Annotated in this window: 20 protein-coding genes and 5 pseudogenes; 15 read left to right on the forward strand and 10 right to left on the reverse strand. The window is 49.2% G+C overall.

The window, feature by feature from the left end; genetic code table 11:
- Positions 1-24: 24 nt before the first annotated feature.
- The 5 genes from G614_RS0108950 to G614_RS0108970 all read right to left on the reverse strand — a co-directional run bounded on the left by G614_RS0108950 (position 25) and on the right by G614_RS0108970 (position 4,244).
- The gene (locus G614_RS0108950; protein WP_027641699.1) at positions 25-2,298 is read right to left on the reverse strand and encodes an adenosylcobalamin-dependent ribonucleoside-diphosphate reductase; all 2,274 of its coding nucleotides are present in this window, start codon (positions 2,296-2,298) and stop codon (positions 25-27) included.
- Positions 2,299-2,418: 120 nt separating this feature from the next.
- Positions 2,419-2,598 carry a hypothetical protein gene (locus G614_RS0108955; protein WP_027641700.1) on the reverse strand — a complete coding sequence of 60 codons (180 nt, stop codon included), beginning with the start codon at positions 2,596-2,598 and terminating at the stop codon, positions 2,419-2,421.
- A 6-nt stretch (positions 2,599-2,604) separates the two neighbouring features.
- Entirely contained in the window at positions 2,605-2,787 is a 183-nt protein-coding gene (locus G614_RS0108960) for a hypothetical protein (protein ID WP_027641701.1), read from the reverse strand.
- A gap of 64 nt (positions 2,788-2,851) precedes the next feature.
- Complete coding sequence (locus G614_RS0108965) at positions 2,852-3,724, reverse strand: DUF3298 and DUF4163 domain-containing protein (protein WP_027641702.1); 873 nt, start codon at positions 3,722-3,724, stop codon at positions 2,852-2,854.
- Complete coding sequence (locus G614_RS0108970) at positions 3,693-4,244, reverse strand: sigma-70 family RNA polymerase sigma factor (RefSeq protein WP_027641703.1); 552 nt, start codon at positions 4,242-4,244, stop codon at positions 3,693-3,695. The genes G614_RS0108965 and G614_RS0108970 overlap by 32 nt, the downstream gene beginning before the upstream one ends.
- Before the next feature lie 186 nt (positions 4,245-4,430).
- On the opposite strand from G614_RS0108970, the gene G614_RS0108975 reads away from it, so the two are divergent.
- A complete protein-coding gene (locus G614_RS0108975; protein WP_027641704.1) occupies positions 4,431-5,390 on the forward strand; it encodes an N-acetylmuramoyl-L-alanine amidase family protein in 960 nt (319 codons plus the stop codon).
- Between the two features lie 33 nt (positions 5,391-5,423).
- On the opposite strand, the gene G614_RS0108980 is transcribed toward G614_RS0108975, so the two are convergent.
- Positions 5,424-6,233, reverse strand: coding sequence for a histidinol-phosphatase HisJ family protein (locus tag G614_RS0108980; RefSeq protein ID WP_027641705.1), 810 nt, complete (start codon positions 6,231-6,233; stop codon positions 5,424-5,426).
- A gap of 227 nt (positions 6,234-6,460) precedes the next feature.
- On the opposite strand from G614_RS0108980, the gene gap reads away from it, so the two are divergent.
- From gap to gpmI, 4 genes are all read left to right on the forward strand, one after another.
- Positions 6,461-7,492: a type I glyceraldehyde-3-phosphate dehydrogenase gene (gene gap / locus G614_RS0108985; RefSeq protein ID WP_027641706.1), complete on the forward strand. Its 1,032-nt coding sequence runs from the start codon at positions 6,461-6,463 to the stop codon at positions 7,490-7,492.
- Positions 7,493-7,601: 109 nt separating this feature from the next.
- Complete coding sequence (locus G614_RS0108990; RefSeq protein WP_027641707.1) at positions 7,602-8,819, forward strand: phosphoglycerate kinase; 1,218 nt, start codon at positions 7,602-7,604, stop codon at positions 8,817-8,819.
- A 54-nt stretch (positions 8,820-8,873) separates the two neighbouring features.
- A complete protein-coding gene (gene tpiA, locus G614_RS0108995) occupies positions 8,874-9,626 on the forward strand; it encodes a triose-phosphate isomerase (protein WP_027641708.1) in 753 nt (250 codons plus the stop codon).
- A 98-nt stretch (positions 9,627-9,724) separates the two neighbouring features.
- Positions 9,725-11,266 carry a 2,3-bisphosphoglycerate-independent phosphoglycerate mutase gene (gpmI, locus tag G614_RS0109005; RefSeq protein WP_027641709.1) on the forward strand — a complete coding sequence of 514 codons (1,542 nt, stop codon included), beginning with the start codon at positions 9,725-9,727 and terminating at the stop codon, positions 11,264-11,266.
- Between the two features lie 82 nt (positions 11,267-11,348).
- Here gpmI and G614_RS27135 read toward each other — a convergent pair.
- Positions 11,349-12,586: pseudogene (locus tag G614_RS27135) on the reverse strand (cation:proton antiporter).
- Positions 12,587-12,621: 35 nt separating this feature from the next.
- Between G614_RS27135 and G614_RS27140 the strand changes: the two are divergent.
- Positions 12,622-13,038, forward strand: a pseudogene (locus tag G614_RS27140) (LysR substrate-binding domain-containing protein); the annotation flags it as partial.
- On the opposite strand, the gene G614_RS0109020 reads toward G614_RS27140, so the two are convergent.
- Both G614_RS0109020 and G614_RS32630 read right to left on the reverse strand, forming a co-directional pair.
- Positions 13,014-13,427, reverse strand: coding sequence for an aldo/keto reductase (locus tag G614_RS0109020; RefSeq protein ID WP_330366798.1), 414 nt, complete (start codon positions 13,425-13,427; stop codon positions 13,014-13,016). The pseudogene G614_RS27140 and the gene G614_RS0109020 overlap by 25 nt on opposite strands.
- Before the next feature lie 141 nt (positions 13,428-13,568).
- Positions 13,569-13,727: pseudogene (locus G614_RS32630) on the reverse strand (DUF6061 family protein); the annotation flags it as partial.
- A 1-nt stretch (position 13,728) separates the two neighbouring features.
- On the opposite strand from G614_RS32630, the pseudogene G614_RS32635 reads away from it, so the two are divergent.
- The 4 genes and pseudogenes from G614_RS32635 to G614_RS0109040 all read left to right on the forward strand — a co-directional run.
- Positions 13,729-13,925, forward strand: a pseudogene (locus G614_RS32635) (nuclear transport factor 2 family protein); the annotation flags it as partial.
- Entirely contained in the window at positions 13,924-14,382 is a 459-nt protein-coding gene (locus G614_RS27145; RefSeq protein WP_044917520.1) for a GNAT family N-acetyltransferase, read from the forward strand. The pseudogene G614_RS32635 and the gene G614_RS27145, both read left to right, overlap by 2 nt.
- A gap of 56 nt (positions 14,383-14,438) precedes the next feature.
- Positions 14,439-14,886, forward strand: a pseudogene (locus tag G614_RS27150) (GNAT family N-acetyltransferase).
- A gap of 11 nt (positions 14,887-14,897) precedes the next feature.
- Entirely contained in the window at positions 14,898-15,383 is a 486-nt protein-coding gene (locus G614_RS0109040) for a GNAT family N-acetyltransferase (protein ID WP_027641712.1), read from the forward strand.
- 57 nt (positions 15,384-15,440) lie between these two features.
- On the opposite strand, the gene G614_RS27155 is transcribed toward G614_RS0109040, so the two are convergent.
- The gene (locus G614_RS27155) at positions 15,441-15,935 is read right to left on the reverse strand and encodes an MmcQ/YjbR family DNA-binding protein (protein ID WP_242828045.1); all 495 of its coding nucleotides are present in this window, start codon (positions 15,933-15,935) and stop codon (positions 15,441-15,443) included.
- A 90-nt stretch (positions 15,936-16,025) separates the two neighbouring features.
- Here G614_RS27155 and G614_RS0109050 point away from each other — a divergent pair, with 90 nt between their 5' ends.
- The 5 genes from G614_RS0109050 to G614_RS0109070 are packed head-to-tail and all read left to right on the forward strand — an operon-like array spanning position 16,026 to position 23,792.
- Positions 16,026-17,783 carry an ABC transporter ATP-binding protein gene (locus tag G614_RS0109050; RefSeq protein ID WP_027641713.1) on the forward strand — a complete coding sequence of 586 codons (1,758 nt, stop codon included), beginning with the start codon at positions 16,026-16,028 and terminating at the stop codon, positions 17,781-17,783.
- A gap of 15 nt (positions 17,784-17,798) precedes the next feature.
- On the forward strand, positions 17,799-18,668 hold the full coding sequence (locus G614_RS0109055) for a DegV family protein (RefSeq protein ID WP_027641714.1): 870 nt from the start codon (positions 17,799-17,801) through the stop codon (positions 18,666-18,668).
- Positions 18,669-20,138, forward strand: a complete 1,470-nt coding sequence (locus tag G614_RS0109060) for a sensor histidine kinase (RefSeq protein WP_027641715.1) — start codon at positions 18,669-18,671, stop codon at positions 20,136-20,138.
- Positions 20,135-21,136: a GerMN domain-containing protein gene (locus G614_RS0109065; RefSeq protein WP_044917521.1), complete on the forward strand. Its 1,002-nt coding sequence runs from the start codon at positions 20,135-20,137 to the stop codon at positions 21,134-21,136. Before G614_RS0109060 ends, G614_RS0109065 begins: the two co-directional genes overlap by 4 nt.
- A gap of 22 nt (positions 21,137-21,158) precedes the next feature.
- Positions 21,159-23,792 carry a ComEC/Rec2 family competence protein gene (locus G614_RS0109070; RefSeq protein ID WP_027641717.1) on the forward strand — a complete coding sequence of 878 codons (2,634 nt, stop codon included), beginning with the start codon at positions 21,159-21,161 and terminating at the stop codon, positions 23,790-23,792.
- Positions 23,793-23,871 lie beyond the last annotated feature (79 nt).

Here is a 23,871-nt window from a genome sequence, read left to right on the forward strand (position 1 = left end):
TGTGCTGTTTTTGCGCTGTCACGATTAAAGACATTTGCTCCAGCCGCAGCTTTTACACAGGTTACAGCCGCCCTCGAATACCAGGGGTTCGCCGCATTCCGGGCAGAGCATTTTTTGATTGCGTATCTTTACTGCCTGGGGTTTGGGCGGCTTTAACGGCGTGTGGCCTGCGACGCCATTTTTCTGTGCCAGATCATCCTGGACTTCGTTATACATGTCCAGCAGGGCATTGCCCACGGCCATGGGACAGCAGGAACCGCGGCTGGTATCTTTCATGGTGGCCCTGCGAACCGTGTAGGAAGGGCAGGAACCGGTGGAATTCAGCTGGTCTATGATGGTGTGGATGTCAATGCCGCCCCTGGCGCTGATGGAGATCATGCGGGAGAGCCCAATCATAAAGTTGTTGCAGCCTCCGGTGGAGCCCTTGCTCAGGTAGGCTTCCAGCAGAGCCCCTGAATAAGGGTCAAAGAGCGCGATGCAGTGAAGGCTTCCGCAGCCCGTGATGAGCTTGCGCTTCTTGCCTATGACATCGTCGTTGACCTGAATGATTTCGCCCCTGCCCAGTCCCTCGCCTGCCACGGCGCCTTTCTGCTTCTTTTCCTCCTCCGGCGTCAGGATGCCGACGCGCTTGCAGCCGTCCCTGAATATGGTGATGCCCTTTAATCCCTTTTCATAGGCATACAGGTACAGCTGCCCGGTTTCCTCCACCGTAAACTGGCTGGGCACATTGACGGTGGAGCTGATGGAGGCGTCGATGTGTTCCTGCCAGACGGACTGCATTCCGATACGCTGGCGGTAATCCAGGGTCATGGCCGTGACAAAGAAGTCTGGCAAAAGGGAGTCATCGGTAATCTTGTGTTCCTTCATATAAGTTTCCACGATTCTGGTATATACCTTATAAAATACATCCTTTCCGTGGAGAGACTCGGTCTTGCGTTCATAGTAATTGGCAAAGACCGGCTCGATGCCGCCGGATATTCCCAGCATGGTGGACAGGGTGCCGGTGGGGGCAATGGTCAGGAGCTGGGAGTTATGGAGTCCATACTTTTTCACCAGTTCCCTGGTGGGGACGGAGGTATTGGCCTGAAAGAAAGGCGTTTCCATGATTTCTCCGGCATGGCACCGGGGAAATGGACCCTTTTCCTTTGCCAGAAGGGCGGAGGCTGCAATGGCCGTGTCCGCCATGGCAAAGCCGATGCGGCCGCACAGCTTGAGGGAAGCAGAATCCCCGTAGGCCAGCCCCAGCTTGATGAGCATATCTGCCAGCCCCATGATACCCAGACCAATCTGTCTCCAGTCCCTTACGCTTTCCTGCTGTTCCTTCAGGGGATGGAGGGGCATTCCCTCATCCAGTACCTCGTTTAAGGCCCGCACACAGTCGCGTACGCACTGTTTGAAGCCGTCGAAATCAAAGGAGGCCATGGATGTAAAGGGTTCCACGACAAACTGGGACAGATTAATGCTTCCCAGAAGGCAGCTTCCGCCTGCCGGAAGGGGTTCCTCGGCGCAGGGGTTGACGCCTGCATAGGAAAATTCCTTTGTATTGCTGAGCAGGTTCCACTCCTTGACGCGGTCCCAGAACAGGGCTCCCGGTTCCGCGTAGTCCCAGTTTGTCTCTGCAATGTGGTGGAACAGTTCCCGCGCATTTACAGTCTGCTGTATGATTTCGCCTGTGGCTTCCCTTGTGTAGTGGAGAAGAAAATCACGGTTGTTCTTAACTGCCTCCATAAAAGCATCGGAGATGCGGATGGATATGTTTGCCTTGGTGACCCTGGACAGGTCGGTCTTGATGTCGATGAACTGCTCCACATCCGGATGGGAACAGTCAATGGATATCATGAGGGCGCCCCGCCGTCCATTCTGTCCGATGAGCTCCGTGACCAGGGAATAGAGGTCCATAAAGGAAACGGCTCCGGAGGTCTCCTTGGCCGCATTGTTGATTTTAGCTCCCCTGGGACTTAACAGAGAGATGTCAATGCCGCATCCGCCGCCGTAGCTGTATGTACGCGCCAGCTTTTTCGCACATTCAAAAATGCTCTCAATCTCATCCTGGGGAGGTTCGATGACATAGCAGTTGGAGAGCGTGATTTTCCGCCCAACATATTCCAGGCCCCGGTTGGCCAGTATCCTTCCCCCAAAAAGAAACTTCTTTTCCCGTATCAGCCCTGCAATCGTGCCGTTTCCCCCGCTGACGCGCCCAAGCCACTGTTCAAAGGTTTCATTCTGATAACGGTATTTGTGTTTCCAGATATCGATTCCCAGCTGGTTATCAGCTCCCAGCCACTCCTGTATTTCCATATAATTACACCCTCCGTTCTATATATTGTGTTAAAAATAATAATATCACAATATATAGTGCATTTCAAGGCCTGGGAAGGCATGGGTTAAAAATGCGCAAAAAAATGCAGCCCTGGTTCATCAGGACTGCATGCGGTTTTCAGGTAATTCCTGAGGGAAATCATGGGTGGCGCTGTCTGCGCCGGGCAAATCAATTTCAGGAATGTCTCCATCCCCATAGGTGCTGCTGTTTCTGCCTGGGAGTTCCAGGGGTTCCTGTCTGCCGGGCTCCTGCCCTCCTGGTATCTGTATTCCGTCCATGTGCCATCATCCTTCCGTAAACATATTTTCCACGTAGTTGCGCATTTCCTCATGGCTTTTTATGTTTCTGGCCCTGTTTACCACATGTTCCTGTTCCGGCTCCGTAAGACCGGAGAAACGGCTCATGGCTTCAGGATTCATGGCCAGCTCCATGGTAAATCCAATGGGAAGTTCATCTCGCTCTATCATATTCATCACCTCAGTATTAGTATGGAAGGCGGGGGTGGAAAATATGCATGGCCGGATTCAGTATTTAAAAGGTACCTGTAACGGAACTGGGAATGGTGAACTGTACGGCACCCATGTAACCCGGCGCCACATCATATTCGTTAAAGGTAATCACAAGTTCCCCGTTTTCATTGAAGTAATAGCTCTCATCACCTGTAAGTCCCTTGAAATCCTCATCCGGCATGTCGGATTGGTAGAAGTACATGACAGAGTCATCCTTTGCCATCTGTTCCGCCATCTGGCTCTTTATGTTGGTGCTGACGGCATCCAGCATTTCCGGACGGTCATGGAACAGGTCCTTTAAGGAGATGACGTTTCCGGTAGCCTTATCTATGGTAAATACCTTGACGAACTGGGTACCGCTGGCCATGGTAAGGGTGGTATCAATGCGGATGGACAGATATTTGCTGTTGTCTGTCACCACTTCATAGCGAGAATCCAGACCATAGTGTCCCTCTCCGTTGTCCTTCGACAATTCTTCCTCATACATGGCAATGAGCTCATTGCCATAATCCTCAATGGATTTGTTTGCCGGTACCTGGGCGCCCTCGGTCCCTTCAATTGTCACTTGGGGAACCTTGATATCTGCCTCAAAATTATCTTTTTTATCTTCATAGGTGCGGAAGGTTACCACCTTTGCGATGGATCCTATGACCGGAATCTGTTCCATGGCATTGGCAAGTGCCGGTGTGGCGTTGGCCAGTACGGTAATGGCAATCATGGCAGCGGCAGCGGCCCCGCCAGTCTTCTTTGCGAATTTCATGATAATCACACCTCTCTGTTCTTTTTTTGCCTGGGCAATGCCCGCAAGCATGCGTTCCTTTGCTTCCTTTGGAACCGGTATGCTTTCATAATCTGATTTCAGCTTATCCATCTGTCTGTTTTCTTCCTGTTTCATGAGCATGGCTCCTTTCTGAAAAATGGTTCTGGTTTCCGCCTGAAGGCTCCGGCTCCAGTTCCAGCCTTAGTTTTTTCAGTGTACGGTAAAGCCTGGCCTTTACTGTATTGAGGTTTTCACCTACTATATCAGCAATATCTTCTAATTTAAGATCCTCAAAATACCGCAGTATGATGACGCTCCTGCTTTTGTCATCCAGCCGATTTATCATCTGTTTTAAATCCAGGTCCTGGTAATGGTCCTCCGTGGGAGTCTCCGGCATTTCTTCTGTGGGGGTTTCTTTCTTTTTCCTGCGCAGCATATCCAGGCCTGTGTTGACTACGATCCGGTAAATCCATGTGGACAGGTAGTCTTTATTTCTGACCTCTTTGCAGTCCTTAATTGCCCGGTAGGCGCTTTCTTGGACTACATCCAGGGCATCATCCTGGTTTCGCATCAGCTTAAATGCCAGGCGGTAGTAGCGTTCATAATTTTCCGTAAGGAGACGTTCTGTTTCCGCCGTATGGTTGTGGAAGCCCATGTATCTGCATCCTCCTTTCATATCCTTCTGACTGTTAGACGTCTGAGGCAAGGATAAAGTTGCATCTATTTTAAGATTTTACAAATTGATTCATAAAATGCAACATCCATTGTGTTTTAAGCTGAAAAATGTTATATTGTTCATGTGACAGAATCTGTGGCGAATCAACGAAAGGTGTACGAAAGGATGAGAGAGGAACGGACTAACGATATAGATGGGATGAGAGATTATGAAGATATCCGGCAGGTACCGCTGGAGCCGAACAGGCCGGCGTCAGGCCGCCAGAATCCTCCTGTGGGGGATTCCTACATAGGAGGCAGGCCCAGACGTGAGCGGGTTTCCAGGAGAAAGCCCGGTATGGGAGATACGGGGCCAGAGGCCAGAAAGCCTGCTGCCGGAACGGCGCAGGAGGACCGGAATGCCAGAAAGAAGGCCGGCCGGTCCCAAAGGAATAAAAAGACAGGAAATTCATGTTCAGGAGAACACCGGAACACTTCCGGGAAAGGCGTGTCCTTCCTGGCGCTTCTGCTGGTGCTGATGTTGGGCGCAGGTGCCGGTCTGGGCGGAGGTTATTACCTCTGGGGCTGGGAGAGACCATATACCGTGGATTTGAAGGCAGTGGAGGTGCCGGATTATGTAGAGCAGGATTTCATAAGGAAGAATATATTTTCCAGGCCGGACGTGGGGCGGCAGAGGGTGGATAAGATTGTTATACACTATGTGGCCAATCCCGGCTCCACGGCTAAAAATAACAGGGACTATTTTGACAGCCTGGCTGACCAGGACCCTCAAAAGAGCGGTTCGTCTGCCAGCAGTCATTTTGTGGTGGGACTGGAAGGGGAAGTCATCCAGTGCATTCCTGTAAATGAGATTGCCTATGCCAATGCCCCATTAAACAACACGACGGTTGCCATTGAGGTGTGCCATCCGGACGACAGCGGAAAGTTCAATGATGCCACATATGAATCCCTGGCGGATTTGACGGCCTTCCTCTGCAGGCAGCTGAAACTGACGCCCAAGGACGTCATACGCCATTATGATGTAAATGAAAAACTCTGCCCTAAGTATTATGTGGAGCACGAGGACGCATGGGAGCAGTTCCTGAAGGATGTGAAGACGGCCATGAAGACGGAAAGTGCGGAATGAGGTGCATAAACGCTGTCCACAGCCGTCCCCCGGCTAAAGAGGAATGAATTCCGGCTTCCTGCCATGGTACACGGTAAAATATTTGTAACCGCAGTCCAGCAGCAGTTCGCGGCAGGTGTCAAAGGCATAACCCACATACTCCGGGGTATGGGCGTCGGATCCAATGGTAATCATCTCGCCTCCCAGCTCCCGGTAGCGCATAAGAATCTCCCGGCAGGGATTGGGCTGGCCCAGGCCGTACTTAAAACCGCCTGCGTTGCACTCCAGAGATTTGCCGTTTTCAATAAGAATCTTTAAGAGCGGGTCAATCCACTGGCTCAGATGCCGGCAGTCGTAAAAGTCGTTCTGGTGGGGAGCGTAGCGCACCGCATAATCCAGATGGCCAAAGGAATCAAAGGTGTGGCACAGGTCTCTGACACGCACCAGGGAGGCCTCGAAGAAATCCTCAAAGCCAGGCACCTCGCCCCGCTTGTTCCAGTATTCGGGGTCGTAGGGGTCCATGCTTTTCACAAAATGGCTGGATCCGATGATGAAATCAAAGGAATCCCCATAACGCTTTACAAAGTGCTCCAAATATTCCTTAAGATGCTCCTGAAGCCCCAGCTCGATTCCAATGTTGATGCGGATGCGGTCCCTGTACTCTGCCTGGAGCATGCGCAGGGCTGTGAGGTAGGTGGGAATATCCAGGATAAAATCACAGTCGCAGAATCCGGAATCGTAGTCGTGGTGGTCGGTAATGCACATCTCCTTCATGCCAAGTTCTATGGCTTTCTCAATCTGCAGGCTGATAGGGGTGTTGGAGTCACCGGAAAATTCAGTGTGCAGATGGCAGTCGTATATCATTGGAGATTCTCCTTTGCTTCTATCATTTTCATACGCATTTCATAACAACATTATAGCAGAAAATACCCGAATGGCAAGATTCCAGTCTTTTCTTGTATAAAAAGGTCAAATATCCGTAAAAATAAAAAAAGGACTTGCCATTTCATTAGAAATTGATTACAATAGAAAGAGGTTGATTAATATTTAACAATAAATATATTTATTAACAAATTAGGAGGAATTGAATCATGGCAGTAAAAGTAGCGATTAATGGATTTGGACGTATTGGACGTCTGGCTTTCCGTCAGATGTTCGGAGCAGAAGGTTACGATGTGGTAGCTATCAATGACTTAACCGATCCTAAGATGTTAGCTCATCTGTTAAAGTATGATACAGCACAGGGCGGATATGCCGGCGTTTATGGCCAGGGTCTGCACACCGTTGAGGCTGGAGAGGATTCCATCACTGTAGACGGCAAGAAGATTACCATCTACAAGGAGCCAAAGGCTGCTGAGCTTCCATGGGGAGAAATCGGCGTAGACGTAGTTCTGGAGTGTACAGGATTCTACTGCTCTAAGGACAAAGCTCAGGCACACATCGACGCAGGCGCTAAGAAAGTTGTTATCTCCGCTCCGGCAGGCAATGACCTTCCTACTATTGTATACAGCGTTAACGAACATGTACTGACAGCTGACGACAAGATTATCTCCGCAGCTTCCTGTACAACAAACTGCTTAGCTCCTATGGCTAAGGCACTGAATGATTACGCTCCTATCCAGAGCGGTATCATGTCCACCATCCACGCTTACACAGGCGATCAGATGATTCTGGACGGACCACACAGAAAAGGTGATTTGAGAAGAGCAAGAGCCGGCGCGGCTAACATCGTTCCTAACTCCACCGGCGCTGCCAAGGCTATCGGCCTTGTCATCCCAGAGCTGAACGGCAAGTTAATCGGTTCCGCACAGCGTGTACCTGTACCAACCGGTTCCACCACAATCTTAACAGCTGTTGTTAAGAAGGCCGGCGTTACAAAGGAAGACATTAACGCAGCTATGAAGGCAGCTTCCAGCGAGTCCTTTGGATACAACGAAGATGCCATCGTATCTTCTGACGTTATCGGTATGAGATTTGGTTCTCTGTTTGACGCAACACAGACCATGGTAGCTCAGATTGCTGATGATCTGTACGAAGTACAGGTTGTTTCATGGTATGACAATGAGAACTCCTACACAAGCCAGATGGTAAGGACAATCAAGTACTTTGCTGAGTTAGGCTAATTGTGACAATAAGACAGTAATTTTTATGTAGACTCATGAAGGGTCCGGTCGTTTGGGCCGGGCCCTTTGTTCGCCGGATGTATCAATAACTCTGAAAGGGGATAGACATATGTTAAACAAGAAAACAGTTGATGATTTAAAGGATTTACAGGGCAAAAAGGTACTGGTACGCTGCGATTTCAACGTTCCGTTAAAGGAAGGCGTCATCCAGAACTATAACCGTATTGACGGAGCCATCCCTACCATAAAGAAGCTTCTTGACCAGGGCGCCAAGGTTATCCTGTGCTCCCATTTAGGCAAGCCAAAGGGCGAGCCCGTTCCGGAGATGAGCCTTGCTCCTGTTGCTCCTGCTCTGAGCGAAAGACTGGGCGTAGAGGTTAAGTTTGTGGACGATCCAAAGGTAACAGGACCTGAGACCCGGAAGGTAGCTCATGAGTTAAAGGACGGAGAGGTTCTGCTCCTTCAGAATACCCGTTACAGGGTTGAGGAGACCAAATTCAAAGACGGCGATGCTGCAAGCGAGGCTTATGCAAGAGAGCTGGCTGATTTGTGCGACGGCATTTTCGTAAACGATGCATTCGGTACTGCCCACAGGGCACACTGCTCCAACGTAGGTGTTACCAGATTTACCAAGGAGAACGTGGTAGGCTACCTGATGGAGAAGGAAATCAAATTCTTAGGGCAGGCAGTTGAGAATCCGGTTCGTCCATTCGTGGCTATCCTGGGCGGCGCCAAGGTTTCCGACAAGATTAATGTAATCAACAACCTGTTAGACAAGGTTGACACCCTGATTATCGGCGGCGGTATGGCTTACACCTTTGCAAAGGCACAGGGCCAGGAAATCGGCAACTCCTTATGTGAGGCAGATAAGCTGGATTACGCTCTGGAGATGATTAAGAAGGCAGAGGAGAAGGGCGTTAAGCTGCTGCTTCCTGTTGACCATGTGGAAGGAAAAGAATTCTCCAACGACACAGAGCATAAAGTAGTGGATGTAATCGATGCGGGCTGGTCAGGATTTGACATCGGTCCTAAGACCATCGCGCTTTATAAGGAAGCATTACAGTGCGCAAAGACCGTTGTGTGGAACGGACCTATGGGCGTGTTTGAGTTCTCCAACTTCGCAGAAGGCACACTGGAAGTATGCCGTGCGGTTGCTGACCTGGCAGATGCTACCACTGTAATCGGCGGCGGCGACTCTGTCAACGCTGTGAAGAGACTGGGCTTTGCTGATAAGATGACCCACATCTCCACCGGCGGCGGCGCTTCCCTGGAATTCCTGGAGGGCAAGGAACTGCCAGGCGTGGCTGCAGCTGACAACAAAGCTTAATTCGGGTTTCCCATAAATGATGGATTTCTGTGTGAAAGGGAGAGGTAAAATACAATGTCAAGAAAGAAAATTATAGCAGGCAACTGGAAGATGAATATGACTCCATCAGAGGCAGTTGCCCTTGTAAACGAGTTAAAACCATTGGTAGTGAATGAGGATGTGGATGTGGTATTCTGTGTGCCTGCCATTGACATCATTCCTGCTATGGAAGCAGCTAAGGGCACCAATATCTGTATCGGAGCCGAGAACATGTACTATGAGGAGAAGGGCGCTTATACAGGCGAGATTTCTCCAAATATGCTGGTAGACGCCGGCGTTAAGTACGTAATCATCGGCCATTCCGAGAGACGCGAGTATTTCGCGGAGACAGATGAGACCGTGAACAAAAAGGTGTTAAAGGCCTTTGAACACGGCATCACACCGATTGTCTGCTGCGGAGAGACACTGACACAGAGGGAGCAGGGAATCACCATTGACTGGATTCGCCAGCAGATTAAGATTGCATTCCTGAATGTGACAGCTGACCAGGCTAAGACTGCAGTCATTGCTTACGAGCCAATCTGGGCAATCGGCACCGGCAAGGTGGCTACCACAGAACAGGCTGAGGAAGTTTGCGCAGCCATCCGTGGATGCATTGGGGAGATTTATGATGAGGCTACAGCTGAGGCAATCCGTATCCAGTACGGCGGCTCTGTATCCGCATCCTCCGCTCCGGAGCTTTTCGCACAGCCGGATATCGATGGAGGACTGGTAGGCGGCGCTTCCTTAAAGCCTGACTTTGGCAAGATTGTAAATTACAACAAGTAATAGCGGAATGTGTGCCCTGCCCCTGACCGGAGCGTGTCCCAATGTGGGATTCACGCACCCTAAGGCGGCAGGGCATTTAAAACAGAAGGAGATTGAAAATGAGTAAAAAACCAACCGTATTAATGATTCTGGACGGCTACGGACTGAACGATAACTGCGAGCACAACGCTGTATGCGAGGGCAAAACCCCGGTTATGGACCAGCTCATGAGCCAGTGCCCCTTTGTAAAGGGCGAGGCCAGCGGCATGGCGGTGGGACTTCCCGAGGGACAGATGGGCAACTCTGAGGTAGGACATCTGAACATGGGAGCAGGCCGTATCGTATACCAGGAACTGACCAGAATCACAAAATCCATTCAGGACGGGGACTTTTTCCGGATTCCGGAGTTCCTTACAGCAGTTGAAAACTGCAAAAAATATGATTCTGCCCTTCATATGTTCGGACTGGTGTCTGACGGCGGCGTACACAGCCACAACACCCATATCTACGGCCTGCTGGAGCTGGCTAAGAAGAACGGCTTAAAGAAGGTTTATGTACACTGTTTCCTGGATGGCCGCGATACACCTCCTGAATCAGGAAAAGGCTTTGTGGAGCAGCTGGAAGCAAAGATGAAGGAGATTGGCGTAGGCGAGGTGGCATCTGTCATGGGACGTTACTATGCCATGGACCGTGATAAGAGATGGGACCGCGTGGAGCTGGCTTACAGTGCTCTGACAAAGGGCGAAGGAAATCAGGCTGAAAGCGCTGCGGCAGGCATCCAGGCTTCTTATGACAATGGCAAGGCAGATGAGTTCGTTATCCCCTTTGTGGTGATGAAGGACGGCAAGCCTGTGGCAACAATCCAGGACAAGGATTCCGTGATTTTCTACAACTTCCGTCCGGACCGTGCAAGGGAGATTACCCGTGCATTCTGCGGCGACAGCTTTGACGGCTTCCCAAGGGAGAAAAGGCTGGACCTGGTGTATGTATGCTTTACGGATTATGATGAGACCATCCAAAACAAGCTGGTTGCGTTTAAGAAGGAGAGCATCACCAATACCTTTGGCGAATTCCTGGCAGCCCACAAAAAGACACAGGTGAGGATTGCGGAGACTGAGAAATATGCTCATGTGACCTTCTTCTTTAACGGCGGTGTGGAAGAACCCAACGAGGGTGAGGACCGCATCCTGGTTCCTTCTCCAAAGGAAGTTGCCACCTATGATTTAAAGCCTGAGATGAGCGCGAACGGCGTGTGCGATAAGCTGGTGGAAGCCATCAAATCCGGTAAATACGATGTCATCATTATCAACTTTGCCAACCCTGACATGGTAGGCCATACCGGGGTTGAGGACGCAGCCATCAAGGCCATCGAGACCGTGGACGCCTGCGTGGGCCGTGCAGTGGAGGCCATCAAGGAAGCGGACGGCGTTATGTTCATCTGTGCGGACCACGGAAACGCAGAGCAGCTGGTGGACTATGAGACCGGCGAGCCATTTACCGCCCATACCACCAACCCTGTACCGTTCATCCTGGTAAATGCAGACCCATCCTATAAGCTGCGTGAAGGCGGTGCCCTGTGCGATATCGTACCTACCCTTATCGAGCTCATGGGAATGGAGCAGCCTAGGGAAATGACAGGCAAATCACTGTTGGTTAAGTAAGAATAATTAAGTAAGAATAAATATATATAAAAGCCAGTTTCGAATGTGCGGAGCTGGCTTTTTTTGACCTGAAATTGCCGGATTAGGCGCCAAGTAGTCCCAAATCACTTAGATGTTTTGGAGGGATTTGCCGGGTTGGTACAGTAGTATTCGTTTCCTTACTGCTGTCTGGGATTTTTTTAGTTCATGTTCCTCCAGGGCCGTTGCGCCCGCTTTATGCACAGTTGGTTGTTCAGCCTCTTCTGCTTTAGTTGCAGATGGTCTGTTTACTGCCGCCTTACCAGCAACAGCCGCCTTACCAGCAACAGCCGCCTTACCAGCGACAGCCGCCTTACCAGCAACAGCCGCCTTACCAGCGACAGCCGCCTTACCAGCAGCAGAATTACCAGAGACAGACTTACCAACAGCCGCCTTCCCCGCAACGCTTCCGGATAACTTGATGGAAGCCTTTGCGCAGGCAGGCCCCACCATTTCATACAAAAGCCCGCTGGACAGAATGATGGTGGAAAGCAGCTGGCCGCTTTCTGCGGGGAGCATACGCTGTCCCAGTACAGCCAGGCCGATGGAAACACCTGCCTGAGGAATCAGCGCCAGGCCAAAGTAACGGCGGATTTCCGGTGAAGCGTGGGTAACCGCGGCGCCCAGGGCAGAGCCGGTGTATTTTCCTGCAATGCGGAACAGAAAGTAAACAATGCCGCTCACGCCGGCAGCTGCTAGGCTGGGGATGGAAAGCCCCATGCCGGAAAGCACGAAGAACACCACCAGGAGGGGAGGCGTGGACTGGTTTAATTGCTTAAACAGGTGTTTGTTGCAGCTGGCATTGATATAGGCTGTGCCGGAGGCCATACATGCTAACAGGGGAGAAACATTAAGGGAAGTACAGATACCGGCCACGCCCATAATGGTGACACAGGCCAGAACCAGGCTGTGATCCTTGCTGCGGCGTTTGTGTATCAGCCTGCTGAGCACCACACCGGATAATCCGCCCAGCGCCAGCGCCAATAGGTTAAAGAGCACCGGAAATGCAATCTGGGAAACCGTCACAGAGCCGTTTGAGGAGCTGGCCTGGACAAAGGCCGCGCACACGCTGAAGGCAATCAGGGAGACAGCATCGTCCAGGGCAGCTACCTGCAGGATGGTGTCCACAAACGGCCCTCTGGCCTTATACTCCGTGATGAAATCCATCTGTTCAATATATTGTGAAGGGACAAGGTTCAGGCACCAGGGCCCGATGATGACTCCCCCAATGATATAACCGGTAACGTTAGGCAGGTGAAGCCGTTTTGTGATTCGTGTCAACAGAAAGCCGGATGCCAGCATGACTGCTATGGTCAATATGATTCCTGCTGCTTCCTGACACGGATTACCTGTGTCTGGCTGTCTCTCCCATGCACCGCCTGGCCAGGGCCAAGACCGTGTCCGTGGAGGAGATACGCCATGAAAAGCTGATTCTGCGCAGCCGCAGTGCAGGCACAAGGCAGCCGTTTGAGAAGCATCTGGGCGCCAGGGACATGAGCCTGGCAGAGTTTAACGTGATGATGGAGCTGGATAATGTGTCCATGATTAAAGAGCTGGTAACCATGGATTTGGGAATTACCATCATTGCAAAAAGCGCCTGCCGCGAGGAATTGGCCAGTGGCCGTCTGGCCATTATTCCCATTGAAAATTCCTCCATGGTGCGCCAGATTGACATGGTATACCAGAAAGATTTCCTGCATCCGCAGCTTATCCAGAATATCCGGGGTATTTATGAACAGTTGAAGGCAAAGTGATGCTTCCTGACTGGCTTTTTATGGTCGGGTATCCCTTCCATTTTTATGGGAAATAGGATAAAATGGAAGCTGGTTTCCTCAAAGGCCGGAGAAGCCTCTGAAGGCCTGTTTTTGTGTTGATAATACAAATCTACATGGTCAGTTTGCAGCCGGGTAATACTTCCTTCAATGGCCTTTCGGATGGTTTCCGGGTGGGAATCCATGACAAGTCCCTCCGGCGAATGCTGTACGCCGCATTTTGTAGCGATCTTCACCTGATTGCGATAGGGTTTTAGTGCTACGCCCACCAAATCCTCGTTATGAGCCAGCGTACCGTCTGCACGATTTCCAAGATAGCATTCCGCCGTATCAAAGAAGGTGTAGCCCATATCCACTGCTATGCTTATCAACGCAGCGGGTGTTTCGCCCAGTCAAGCGCCTATCAAGGCAATTTTGAAAGTTGACCTTTACGTCTTTTTTGCATATCAGATACACCTGGAAATAAGCAGTTTAGGTATCTCCATGCTAATCCGAATAATCATGGACTGGAATCAGAACCCATTTATGATGAAACGAACAAGCGCTGGATTGCCCTCAAGGTAAAGACGGGCGTATTCAAGTGGCTCATCAATAGCAAGGGCATTTAAGCCACATTCCGAGCAAGGAGTAGTCTTTAGTCCTTTCTCTGCTTCCCAACAGTCAATCCGCAGGTTTGATGAATGGAATACAAGAGGGGCTGACCTTACATGGGATGTGAAACAATTCTTTCATAAGAACAACCAGACTATAGTTGAGTGGTATTTTAAAAATAAGATGAACGATGGTTCTGTTGAAGCTTTTGATGGGATGTCTCTTATTCAATGGACTGTGATAATAGGATTTGTTTTTTGAAAGAGTTTGGGTGTAATGAGACTGAAAAAGGCAGAATTTGAGGATTGGCAGGCAATGTACCGGAATGTCTGGTCAAGACCGGAAACAGCAAGATATATGTCATGGCGTGTGACAACAGATAAAGAAGATGCCAAAGTGAGGATACAGAAGACCATAAAATATCAGGAAAAACATGATACCTGGTTGGTTTATGAGAAGAAGTCTGGTCAAGCCATAGGTTTTGCAGGTGTGGAAGAAATTAAGCCGCATATTTATCAGGATGCGAGTATAGCACTTGGACCCGAATATGTGGGAAATGGATACGGGAAGCAGATTTTACGGTTGTTGCTGGAATATTGCCGTTCATTTTCATTGGGAGCAAAGGAATTTTATTATTCTACACGTGCAAATAATGAGGCTTCAAAAGCTCTGGCCTTGTCTTGTGGCGTTACCTATCAATATGCAGAAAAGAAGACAGATTTGCGGAATGGGTAGCCTTATGAATTGGAAATTTACCGTAAAGAAATATAAATACAGGAGCTGTGATAAATATGGAATTTGTTTATAAGAGAGCAGGTCTGGAAGACATAGAATTGAACAAGAATTGAAGTATTGCGTGTTGCGAACCGTCTGAGTGATGATATAGAGATGTCGCTTGTGGAGCAGCAGGAGTCTCTGCAGACAGAATCACATATCGCATATCTTGTTTTCGATGGAGAAAAATGTATCGGTGCAGGAGGAGTCAGTTTTTTCAGAGTAATGCCCACCTATCATAATCCGACAGGATGGAAAGCATATATTATGAATATGTATACGAACCCGGACTACAGGCGAAAAGGGATTGCATACCATACGTTGGAGCTTCTGATAGAAGAAGTGAAGAATAAAAGTGTAAAGCATATTTCATTAGAGGCAACGTATATGGGAAGACCTTTATATGAACGCTATGGTTTTGTGAGCATGAATGATGAGATGGAATTACCGGAAGACTGTATGTAAAAGGAGAATACATGGCTATTATATTGGAAAAAGTGGAAGAATCTAAAAGGGCTGTTTTATACAGGCTCTTACAATATTCTTTATTTGAAGAAAGCCTCAGCGACCAGAATGATATGGACGAAGATGGATTATTTGAATATCCGTGGTTTGAAAATTATTTTACGGAAAAAGGGAGAGATGCTTTCTTCATAAAGGAGCAGGGAACAAGCAAGCTTCTGGGATTTGTCATGATCAATACCCATGTGCAGAAATGCGATTCCGGTCATAGTATAGCAGAATTTATGGTACTGCCTAAGTTCAGAAGAAATAAAATCGGGAAGAAAGCAGCCTTCGCATGTTTTGACATATATACGGGAAATTGGGAGGTTTCCCCGTCCTATGGAAGTGAGCAGGCATATTTATTCTGGAAAAATGTAATTGATGAATATACGGAAAAGAGCAATCAATACGAAGATGGAATTTTTCTGTTTTCCAATTGTGACAGGGAGAGACAATAAAATGAAATTGGAAGATATCAAGGCATATTGCCTGAATAAATGGAAAGCCTATGAGGATTATCCTTTTGGAGATGTACCAACATGCATAATTTCTATTTCATCTGCCGTTAGAATCTGTTTCTGAACTTTTTTACTGAAACTATATAAAACGGTATCATAGGCATGGTCAATCATGTTAAGAAGCTCTTCGTCAGAGAAGTATTCCAGATAAATCGTATTCCAGTAAGGCTGCTGCACAGGCGGGCAGTGATATCCCCTTACCACTACATCCGGATACACCTGTCTATAAAATTGCCCGGCATCTGCTGTACACTTTAAAGTAATTTTGAAATCTTCTTGATTCGGATAAATCTGTGCAAAAACTTTCCCATTCAATTTATAACAAACAGGAAGAAAAATGGTACATATTCTGTGACCATTAAAAAGGGAGAATGAACAGCATTTCGGTTTAGGATACTCATAAACAACGTAGGCGGATAAAAGAATATGTGGCACAGCCAAATCAAAAGGCTGTGCTTTTCTGGTGGAAAAAAAGTAGGTTTTATGATACACTAGAAAACATCACATAGTGTAGGACAGTGAAAGAACTGGACTAGGATTAGTGAAATAGCAGATGGTATGCAGGGATGCTGAAGTGAAAAGATGAAAACAAGTACATTACTGAAAAGGTTTGCACCATATTACCGGAAATATTTGGGAATCATGGCAATGGATTTATTTTGTGCAGCGCTCACAAGCATTTGCGAGTTAGTGCTGCCATTGATTCTGCGCTATGTCACAAATATTGGAATGACCGATTTGTCTGCGCTGACGATACGCACGATTGTGACAATCGGTGCGCTTTATTTCCTGTTACGAATTATTGACGGCTTAGCCAGCTTTTATATGGCTTATACAGGCCATGTGATGGGCGCGGCTATTGAAACGGATATGCGGGAGGATGCATTTGCACACCTGCAGAAGTTGTCGGATAACTATTTTAACAATACAAAAGTGGGGCAGATCATGTCCCGCATTACCAGTGATCTATTTGACGTGACGGAATTTGCGCATCACTGTCCGGAGGAGTTTTTCATTGCATTTGTAAAGACAGTGGTATCTTTTGTGGTCCTTTCCCAGATTAATTTGCTTTTGACGGTAATCATCTTTGTGTTGATTCCGGTAATGGCCATATCTTGTTCTTACTTAAATATACAGGTTAAAAAGGCATTTAAGCATCAGAGAAATCACATTGGCGAGCTGAATGCCAGAATTGAGGACAGCCTGTTGGGGAATAAGGTAGTCCGGGCCTTTGCCAACGAAGATGTGGAGATTGGAAAGTTCAACCGCGATAATCAGGAATTTCTGAAAATAAAACGCCAGACATATAAGTATATGGCTGCATTTCAGAATACCATTCGTATGTTTGACGGACTCATGTATGTGGTGGTTATCGTGGCTGGCGGTATCTTCATGATAAAGAGACTGATTGCACCGGCAGATTTGGTGGCATATACATTATATGTGACAACCCTGCTGGCAACCATCCGCCGTATTATAGAATTTGCAGAGCAGTTCCAGAGAGGAATGACCGGAATTGAACGTTTTACAGAGCTGATGGATGCCAGTATTGATATTTTTGATGAAGAAGGGGCGGTGCCGCTTCAAAATGTAGAGGGAGAAATCACCTTTAAACATGTATCATTTGAGTATCCGGATAATCACACACCGGTGCTTTCCGACATTAACCTGACGATTAAACCGGGAGAAAAAGTGGCTTTGGTAGGTCCGTCAGGAGGAGGGAAAACAACGCTGTGTAATCTGATCCCACGTTTTTATGATCCTACGGAGGGTGAAATTCTTCTGGATGGCCAGAATATCAAAAAGGTAACACTCCAGAGCTTACGAAGTAATGTAGGAGTGGTTCAGCAGGATGTATATCTTTTTTCCGGCAGTGTCTACGAAAACATCGCATATGGGAAAACGGAAGCGACACGGGAAGAAGTCATCAGGGCGGCAAAAATGGCTGGCGCCCATGAATTTATTGAAGCTCTAAAAGATGGCTATGATACTTATGTGGGAGAACGGGGTGTGAAGCTTTCCGGTGGACAGAAGCAGCGAATCAGCATTGCCCGGGTACTGCTTCGTGCTCCAAAGCTGGTTATACTTGACGAGGCCACCGCCTCGTTGGATAATGAGAGCGAACATCTTGTGGCTGAATCGCTGGATATGTTGGCGGAAGGCAGAACAACACTCACAATCGCCCACCGCCTGACCACCATCCAGGGTGCAGACCGCATACTTGTGCTGGCAGGCAATCAGATTGTGGAAGAGGGGAATCATGAACAGCTGCTGGAGAAGAAGGGAATGTATTACCAGTTATACACAACCGCAAACAGACTGAACCAGGGGATTGCATAAAGGAGAACATTTAATATGAAAATAGCTATTGTTGCGGACAGCAACAGCGGAGTAACGCAGGATGAGGCAAAGAAGCTGGGCATATATGTGCTTCCCATGCCTTTTATGATAGATGGACAGGTATTTTATGAGGGAATTGATTTAAGCCATGAAGAATTTTACAAAAGGATGGAGGAAGGCGCCGACATCACCACATCCCAGCCCTCGCCCAAAGACGTGATGGAGCAGTGGGACCAGCTTTTGGAGGACCATGATCAGGTGGTGTACATTCCCATGTCCAGCGGACTAAGCGGTTCCTGCCAGACAGCCCTTATGCTGGCGGAAGATTATGAGGGCCGCGTCCAGGTGGTGAACAACCAGAGGATTTCCGTTACCCAGAGACAGTCTGCCCTGGACGCCAGGGATTTGGCAGAGCTGGGATGGAGCGGTGAGCAGATAAAGGAAAAGCTGGAGGCAACCAGGTTTGACAGCTCCATTTATATTACGGTGGACACCCTTAAATATCTGAAAAAGGGAGGCAGGATTACCCCTGCCGCGGCAGCGCTGGGAACCTTGCTCAAGATAAAGCCGGTGCTCACCATCCAGGGAGAAAAGCTGGATGCATTTGCCAAGGCCAGGACCATGAAGCAGGCCAAGACCATCATGCTGACTGCCCTGGCCCATGACCTGGAGGAGCGCCTGGCAGACCGGAAGGCGGAACACACCTATTTGCAGATTGCCCATACATGCAGTGAGCAGGCAGCCCATGAGCTGGAAGAAACAGTAAGGGAATTATATCCCGGCGTCCCCGTGTTTGGGGCTCCCCTATCCCTTAGTATCGGATGCCATATCGGCCCTGGCGCCCTGGCAGTTGCCTGTACCAGGAAATTAAAGGAGCTGGAATAAGTGTCGGAAAAGAAATTTGTTAAGAAGCTGCGTACCTTTGGCATGAGCATGAAGGTACCTCTGGCCGCCATCATCATAGGCGCTGCTCTGATTCCGCTCTTTCTGGAGGCCGGCATCATGCTGGGAACATTCCGGCAGAGCCAGCTGGATGCCAGGTTCATAGAGATACAGAACCAGTGTGTCATACTCAGCAATAAGATGACCCGGTCCGGCTATATGACGGCCGAGAAAAAGAACAATGCCAGCCTGGACAGCCAGATGCAGACCCTGTCCGATGTATATAATGGAAGAATCGTCATAGTGGGAAGCAATTTCCGGGTGGTGACAGATACCTTTAATCTGGCCACGGGAAAGTATTATTTGTCAGAAGAAGTCATCAAGTGTTTCAAGGGTGAGAACAGCAGCCACTACAACAAGGATATGCAGTATTTTGCCCAGACCATTCCCGTGTATGACGCTGCGGACGGAAAAGCTGTGAGCGGAGTCATTGTGGTCACCGCATCCACGGAAAACATTCTGTCCCTGACAGACAAGGTCATGGGAAAATCCCATCTGTTTCTGGTGTGCATGGCGCTTGTGATCAGTGTATTGGGTGTGGTGGCAGCCCATCTGCTGCTGCGTCCTTTTAAGAAACTTCAGATGTCATTCGACAGGGTGGCACAGGGAGATTTGGACGCGGACATCACAGAGGAGACTTACAGGGAGACCAGGCTTTTGTCCCAGTCAGTCCAGAAGTCCCTGGGCAAGCTTAAGGCCGTGGACCAGTCACGCCAGGAGTTTGTCTCCAATGTGTCCCATGAACTGAAGACGCCCATCACCTCTATCCGTGTGCTGGCTGATTCACTTATGGGGATGGAAGACGTGCCGGTGGAGCTGTACCGGGAGTTTATGACGGATATTTCGGACGAGATTGACCGGGAGAACCAGATTATAGAGGACCTGCTGATGCTGGTCAAGATGGATAAGACAGCTGAAGACCAGATGAACATAGAGCAGGTAAATATCAACGGAGAACTGGAGTTGATTTTAAAACGTCTGCGTCCCATTGCCAAACGCGGAAATGTGGAACTGATTCTGGAGAGCATCCGGGAAGTGACAGCGGATGTGGATAAGGTAAAGATATCCCTGGCAATCACCAATCTGGTGGAAAATGCCATCAAATACAACCGGGATTCAGGCGTGGTCCGCGTGACCCTGGATGCGGACCACAAATATTTCTACATCAAGGTGGCGGATACCGGTATCGGGATACCGGAGGATGCGCTGGAACATATATTTGAACGGTTTTTCCGGGTGGATAAGGCGCGCTCCAGGGAAGTGGGCGGCACCGGGCTGGGACTGGCTATCGCGAAAAATGTCATTCAGATGCACCACGGTATCATAGATGTGGAGAGTACGGTGGGAGAGGGAACCACATTCAGTGTGAGGATACCTCTTAACTATGTACCGAGACAGGAGGCGAAGCCATGAGCAGATATACCTTGAGAAGACATACCGTGAGAAGACATACCGTGGGAAGATATGCGGTGGGAAGATATGCGGTGAGAAGGCTGTTTCTGCCCCTGATGGCGGCCCTATTCCTGTTGTCAGGCTGCGGGGATGGTGAAAGCCCCTCATCAAACCCTGCCGAGGGCAGATATCTGATTTACTATCTGAATGCGTCCATCACCAAGCTGGTTCCCCAGGTATATGTGACAGAAACAAAGGATAAGGGGGAGCTGGTGAATGAACTGATGGACCAGTTCCTGAATGTACCAAAGGATTTGGACTGCCAGCCTGGCCTGACGGACCGGGTGACCTATCAGGGGAGCCGCCAGGAGGAACAGGTGCTGTATCTGTACTTCGACATGAATTACACAGCCATGAAGGCGGACCGGGAGATTCTCTGCCGGGCAGCCCTCACCAGAACCCTGACGCAGATTGAGGGAATTGACTATATCAATATTTACTGCGGGGACCAGCCTTTGATGGACCGGCAGGGAAATCCCGTGGGAATGTTGACATCCACTGATTTTATCATGAACACCAGCAATGTAAATGCCTACGAAAAGACGGAGCTTACCCTGTATTTTGCCGATGAGACAGGCAACCGCCTGGTGCCGGAGAAGCGGGAGGTGGTCCACAACATCAATACTTCCCTGGAACAGCTGATAGTAGAGCAGCTCATTGCCGGACCGGGGCAGGAGGGACATAATCCCACGCTTCCGTCAGACTGCAAGATACTGAGCCTGTCAGTGACGGATAATGTATGTTATATCAACTTTGATTCCGCCTTTGCCAATACAACTCTGGCAGTGAACGAGTATATACCCATTTATTCCATTGTGGATTCTCTTTCAGAGATGACAACAGTGACAAAGGTGCAGATCATGATAAACGGCTCTAAGGATGTGATGTTCCGGGACGTGGTGTCCCTGAATACCACCTTTGAGAGAAGCCAGAACTATATTGACGGGCAGAAAGAATAGACGAAAGGAAACATAACCGAATATGAAGAGACCGCTGGTTGTACTGGCAGCAGGTTACGTACTTGGAGAGGTGCTGGCCCTGCAGGTTAATACGGCGGTGGACATAGGGGTTCTGACGTGGCTGTGCGAGGCTGCGGCCGGAATCCTATGGCTTTTGGTATGGCTTTTGGATACAGGTAGAGGTGTATTGCGCCTTTCTGCTCCAAAGGAGAAGATGCAGGGCAGGAGTAACCGAAAACATAGGGCGCTTCTGCTCTTTTTGGTATGTCTCCTGGCCGGCGCGTCTGTGGGGCTGGCCAGAGGACGGCAGGAAAAGGGGATACTGGACAGGGAGGAGTCTGCGGCCCGGACCATGGCCGGCGCCCGGATACTGGTAAGAGGAGAAATAAAAAAGGCCGAACAAAAGGAAGATGCGATTACCCTTATCTTGGAGGACGTGACGGCTGAGGCGGGGAGGAGGACCTGGAAGTTCAGGAGGATAGTGGTGTATGCAGAGAACGGAGCCAAAGGGAAGAATGACTCTGGCTTCGGTGAAATGATGACAGCAGGTTTGGAAGTACAGGTGAGAGGGAAGCTGGCGCCGGTGGAGGGGCCGAGAAATCCCGGGGAATTTGATTTCAGGACCTATTACCGCACAAAGGGAACTGCATGCAGGATGTATGGAGAAAACCTGGCAGTGGTGGGCGGTGAGGAGATTCCTTATTATAAGGGAATAACGGAATTTCGGATGCGCTGCGCCGGCATCCTTGAGAAGATATGCCTGCCGGAGGACGTGGCAGTATTTAAAGCCGTGCTTCTTGGAGATACGTCTGATATGAATCCGGAGATGCGGGATATGTACCAGCGCAACGGAATATCCCATCTTCTGGCTGTCAGCGGACAGCATCTGGCTATTATCGGCGGAGGGATTTATCTGATGATTCGCCGGGCCGGATCCGGTTATGGCCGGGCCGGGATGATATCAGCTGTTCTTGTTATCAGTTATGGGATAATGACAGGGAGTTCCGGTTCCGCTATAAGGGCAGTTATCATGATATTGTGCCTGTGGCTGGCGGCGGTCAAAGGAAGAACCTACGACACCCTGTCGGCATTGGGAGCGGCAGCCTTAATTCTCCTGTACAGGCAGCCGTATCTGCTTTACCACAGCGGATTTGAACTGTCCTTTGGGGCAGTTCTGGCAATCAGCGGATTAGGGGGCTGGATGCAGTCCTTCATTGAATGGGAGCGGGCATGGGAAAAAACGCTTTTTATCAGTTTGTGCGTACAAATCATACTCACTCCCATTGTGTTGTATCACTATTTTCAGCATCCGCTTTACGGGATTTTTTTAAATCTTCTGGTTATACCCCTTGTTTCCATATTAATGTATTCCGGCATCCTCGGGATTGTACTGGGAAGCTTTTGGATTCAGGGAGGAGTTGCGGCAGTGGGAGCCGGACATTATATTTTAAGGTTCTATGAACTGCTGTGCAGATTTGTGGAAGGGCTGCCCGGATACAGTCTGGTGCTGGGGCGCCCGTCGCCGGGCCGGTTGGTCATGTATTTTGGCATATATGGGATGGGAACAGCTGTTGTGCTGTTTTGCATCAGAGGCCGGACCAGAGATGGTTTAAAAATTCATTCCCGCCATCTGGCAGAAAACGGTTTTCAAACACGCCCCAAGGCAGAAATCCCATCTGAAAGGGAAGAAAAGCCCGCGGCGGGAAGAAAGAGAGCATATGAAGTTTTGGTAACATTTGCGTCTGCCATCAGTTGGAAACCAATGATCTTAATGTGCTTTTTTGGCATTTATGCCCTTAGTTTTCTGGCATTGGTCCCGCGTCCCGTCAAAGGACTGGAGGTTGTCTGTCTGGATGTGGGACAGGGGGATGGTCTGCTGCTCAGGACAGGTGAGAAGGTGGTGCTTATAGACGGAGGCAGCAGCAGTCAGAAAAAACTGGGGAATATTGTTCTGGAGCCTTATTTAAAAAGCCGGGGAATATCATGGATTGATTACGCGGTGGTAAGCCATGGGGACAGCGACCATATAAACGGTCTTGTGTACCTGCTGGAGGAGTCAAAGGACATCAGGATAGGAACGCTGGTACTGCCTGTGATGGGAAAGGGGGAGGAGGTATATGAAAATCTGGCTGTACTGGCCCGGAGAGAAGGTGCAGATGTGGTTTATATGAAAACCACAGACTGGGTGGAAGCAGAGGATTTGACGCTTACCTGTCTGTATGCCGGTGAAGATTTTGGCGGAAAGGACCGAAACAGCCACTCCCTGGTTTTGTGCGGAGATTATAAGGGATTTCATATGTTGTTTACCGGGGATATGGGGGAAGGACAGGAGCGCAGTCTGGTCAGACTGGCAGAACAGGAGGGGGCCCTGCAGGATATACATTTGAATCATGCGCAGATATTGAAAACAGCCCATCACGGTTCCGGGACATCTTCATCGGAGGTGTTTCTGGACCGATTGAGGATTCAATTAGCCGTGGTTTCCTATGGAAAGGGAAATTCCTATGGACATCCGTCGCCGGAGACAATGGCCCGTTTAAAGGAGCAGGGGATTGTGATTCTGGAAACCGGAAAAAAGGGGGCCATAACACTTAAAACAGACGGCGCGTCGCTGAGGGTCCATGTATTCCTGGAGGAAAAATCTCGTCAGGATTAGCTGGATGAAATACGCCTCTGACAGCCATATTACTGGACATGCAACAATACGGCAGATATCCGGGATACTACAGGCGGTA

Origin of the sequence: [Clostridium] clostridioforme AGR2157, assembly GCF_000424325.1 — a bacterium.
Taxonomy (GTDB): Bacteria; Bacillota; Clostridia; order Lachnospirales; family Lachnospiraceae; genus Enterocloster; species Enterocloster clostridioformis_A.

Coding starts and splice junctions, on each gene's coding strand:
- G614_RS0108950 (WP_027641699.1), bottom strand. CDS start 2,298: ATGGAAATACAGGAGTGGCTGGGAGCTGATAACCAGCTGGGAATCGAT.
- G614_RS0108955 (WP_027641700.1), bottom strand. CDS start 2,598: ATGGACGGAATACAGATACCAGGAGGGCAGGAGCCCGGCAGACAGGAA.
- G614_RS0108960 (WP_027641701.1), bottom strand. CDS start 2,787: ATGATAGAGCGAGATGAACTTCCCATTGGATTTACCATGGAGCTGGCC.
- G614_RS0108965 (WP_027641702.1), bottom strand. CDS start 3,724: ATGAAACAGGAAGAAAACAGACAGATGGATAAGCTGAAATCAGATTAT.
- G614_RS0108970 (WP_027641703.1), bottom strand. CDS start 4,244: ATGGGCTTCCACAACCATACGGCGGAAACAGAACGTCTCCTTACGGAA.
- G614_RS0108975 (WP_027641704.1), top strand. CDS start 4,431: ATGAGAGAGGAACGGACTAACGATATAGATGGGATGAGAGATTATGAA.
- G614_RS0108980 (WP_027641705.1), bottom strand. CDS start 6,233: ATGATATACGACTGCCATCTGCACACTGAATTTTCCGGTGACTCCAAC.
- gap (WP_027641706.1), top strand. CDS start 6,461: ATGGCAGTAAAAGTAGCGATTAATGGATTTGGACGTATTGGACGTCTG.
- G614_RS0108990 (WP_027641707.1), top strand. CDS start 7,602: ATGTTAAACAAGAAAACAGTTGATGATTTAAAGGATTTACAGGGCAAA.
- tpiA (WP_027641708.1), top strand. CDS start 8,874: ATGTCAAGAAAGAAAATTATAGCAGGCAACTGGAAGATGAATATGACT.
- gpmI (WP_027641709.1), top strand. CDS start 9,725: ATGAGTAAAAAACCAACCGTATTAATGATTCTGGACGGCTACGGACTG.
- G614_RS27145 (WP_044917520.1), top strand. CDS start 13,924: ATGAGACTGAAAAAGGCAGAATTTGAGGATTGGCAGGCAATGTACCGG.
- G614_RS0109040 (WP_027641712.1), top strand. CDS start 14,898: ATGGCTATTATATTGGAAAAAGTGGAAGAATCTAAAAGGGCTGTTTTA.
- G614_RS0109050 (WP_027641713.1), top strand. CDS start 16,026: ATGAAAACAAGTACATTACTGAAAAGGTTTGCACCATATTACCGGAAA.
- G614_RS0109055 (WP_027641714.1), top strand. CDS start 17,799: ATGAAAATAGCTATTGTTGCGGACAGCAACAGCGGAGTAACGCAGGAT.
- G614_RS0109065 (WP_044917521.1), top strand. CDS start 20,135: ATGAGCAGATATACCTTGAGAAGACATACCGTGAGAAGACATACCGTG.
- G614_RS0109070 (WP_027641717.1), top strand. CDS start 21,159: ATGAAGAGACCGCTGGTTGTACTGGCAGCAGGTTACGTACTTGGAGAG.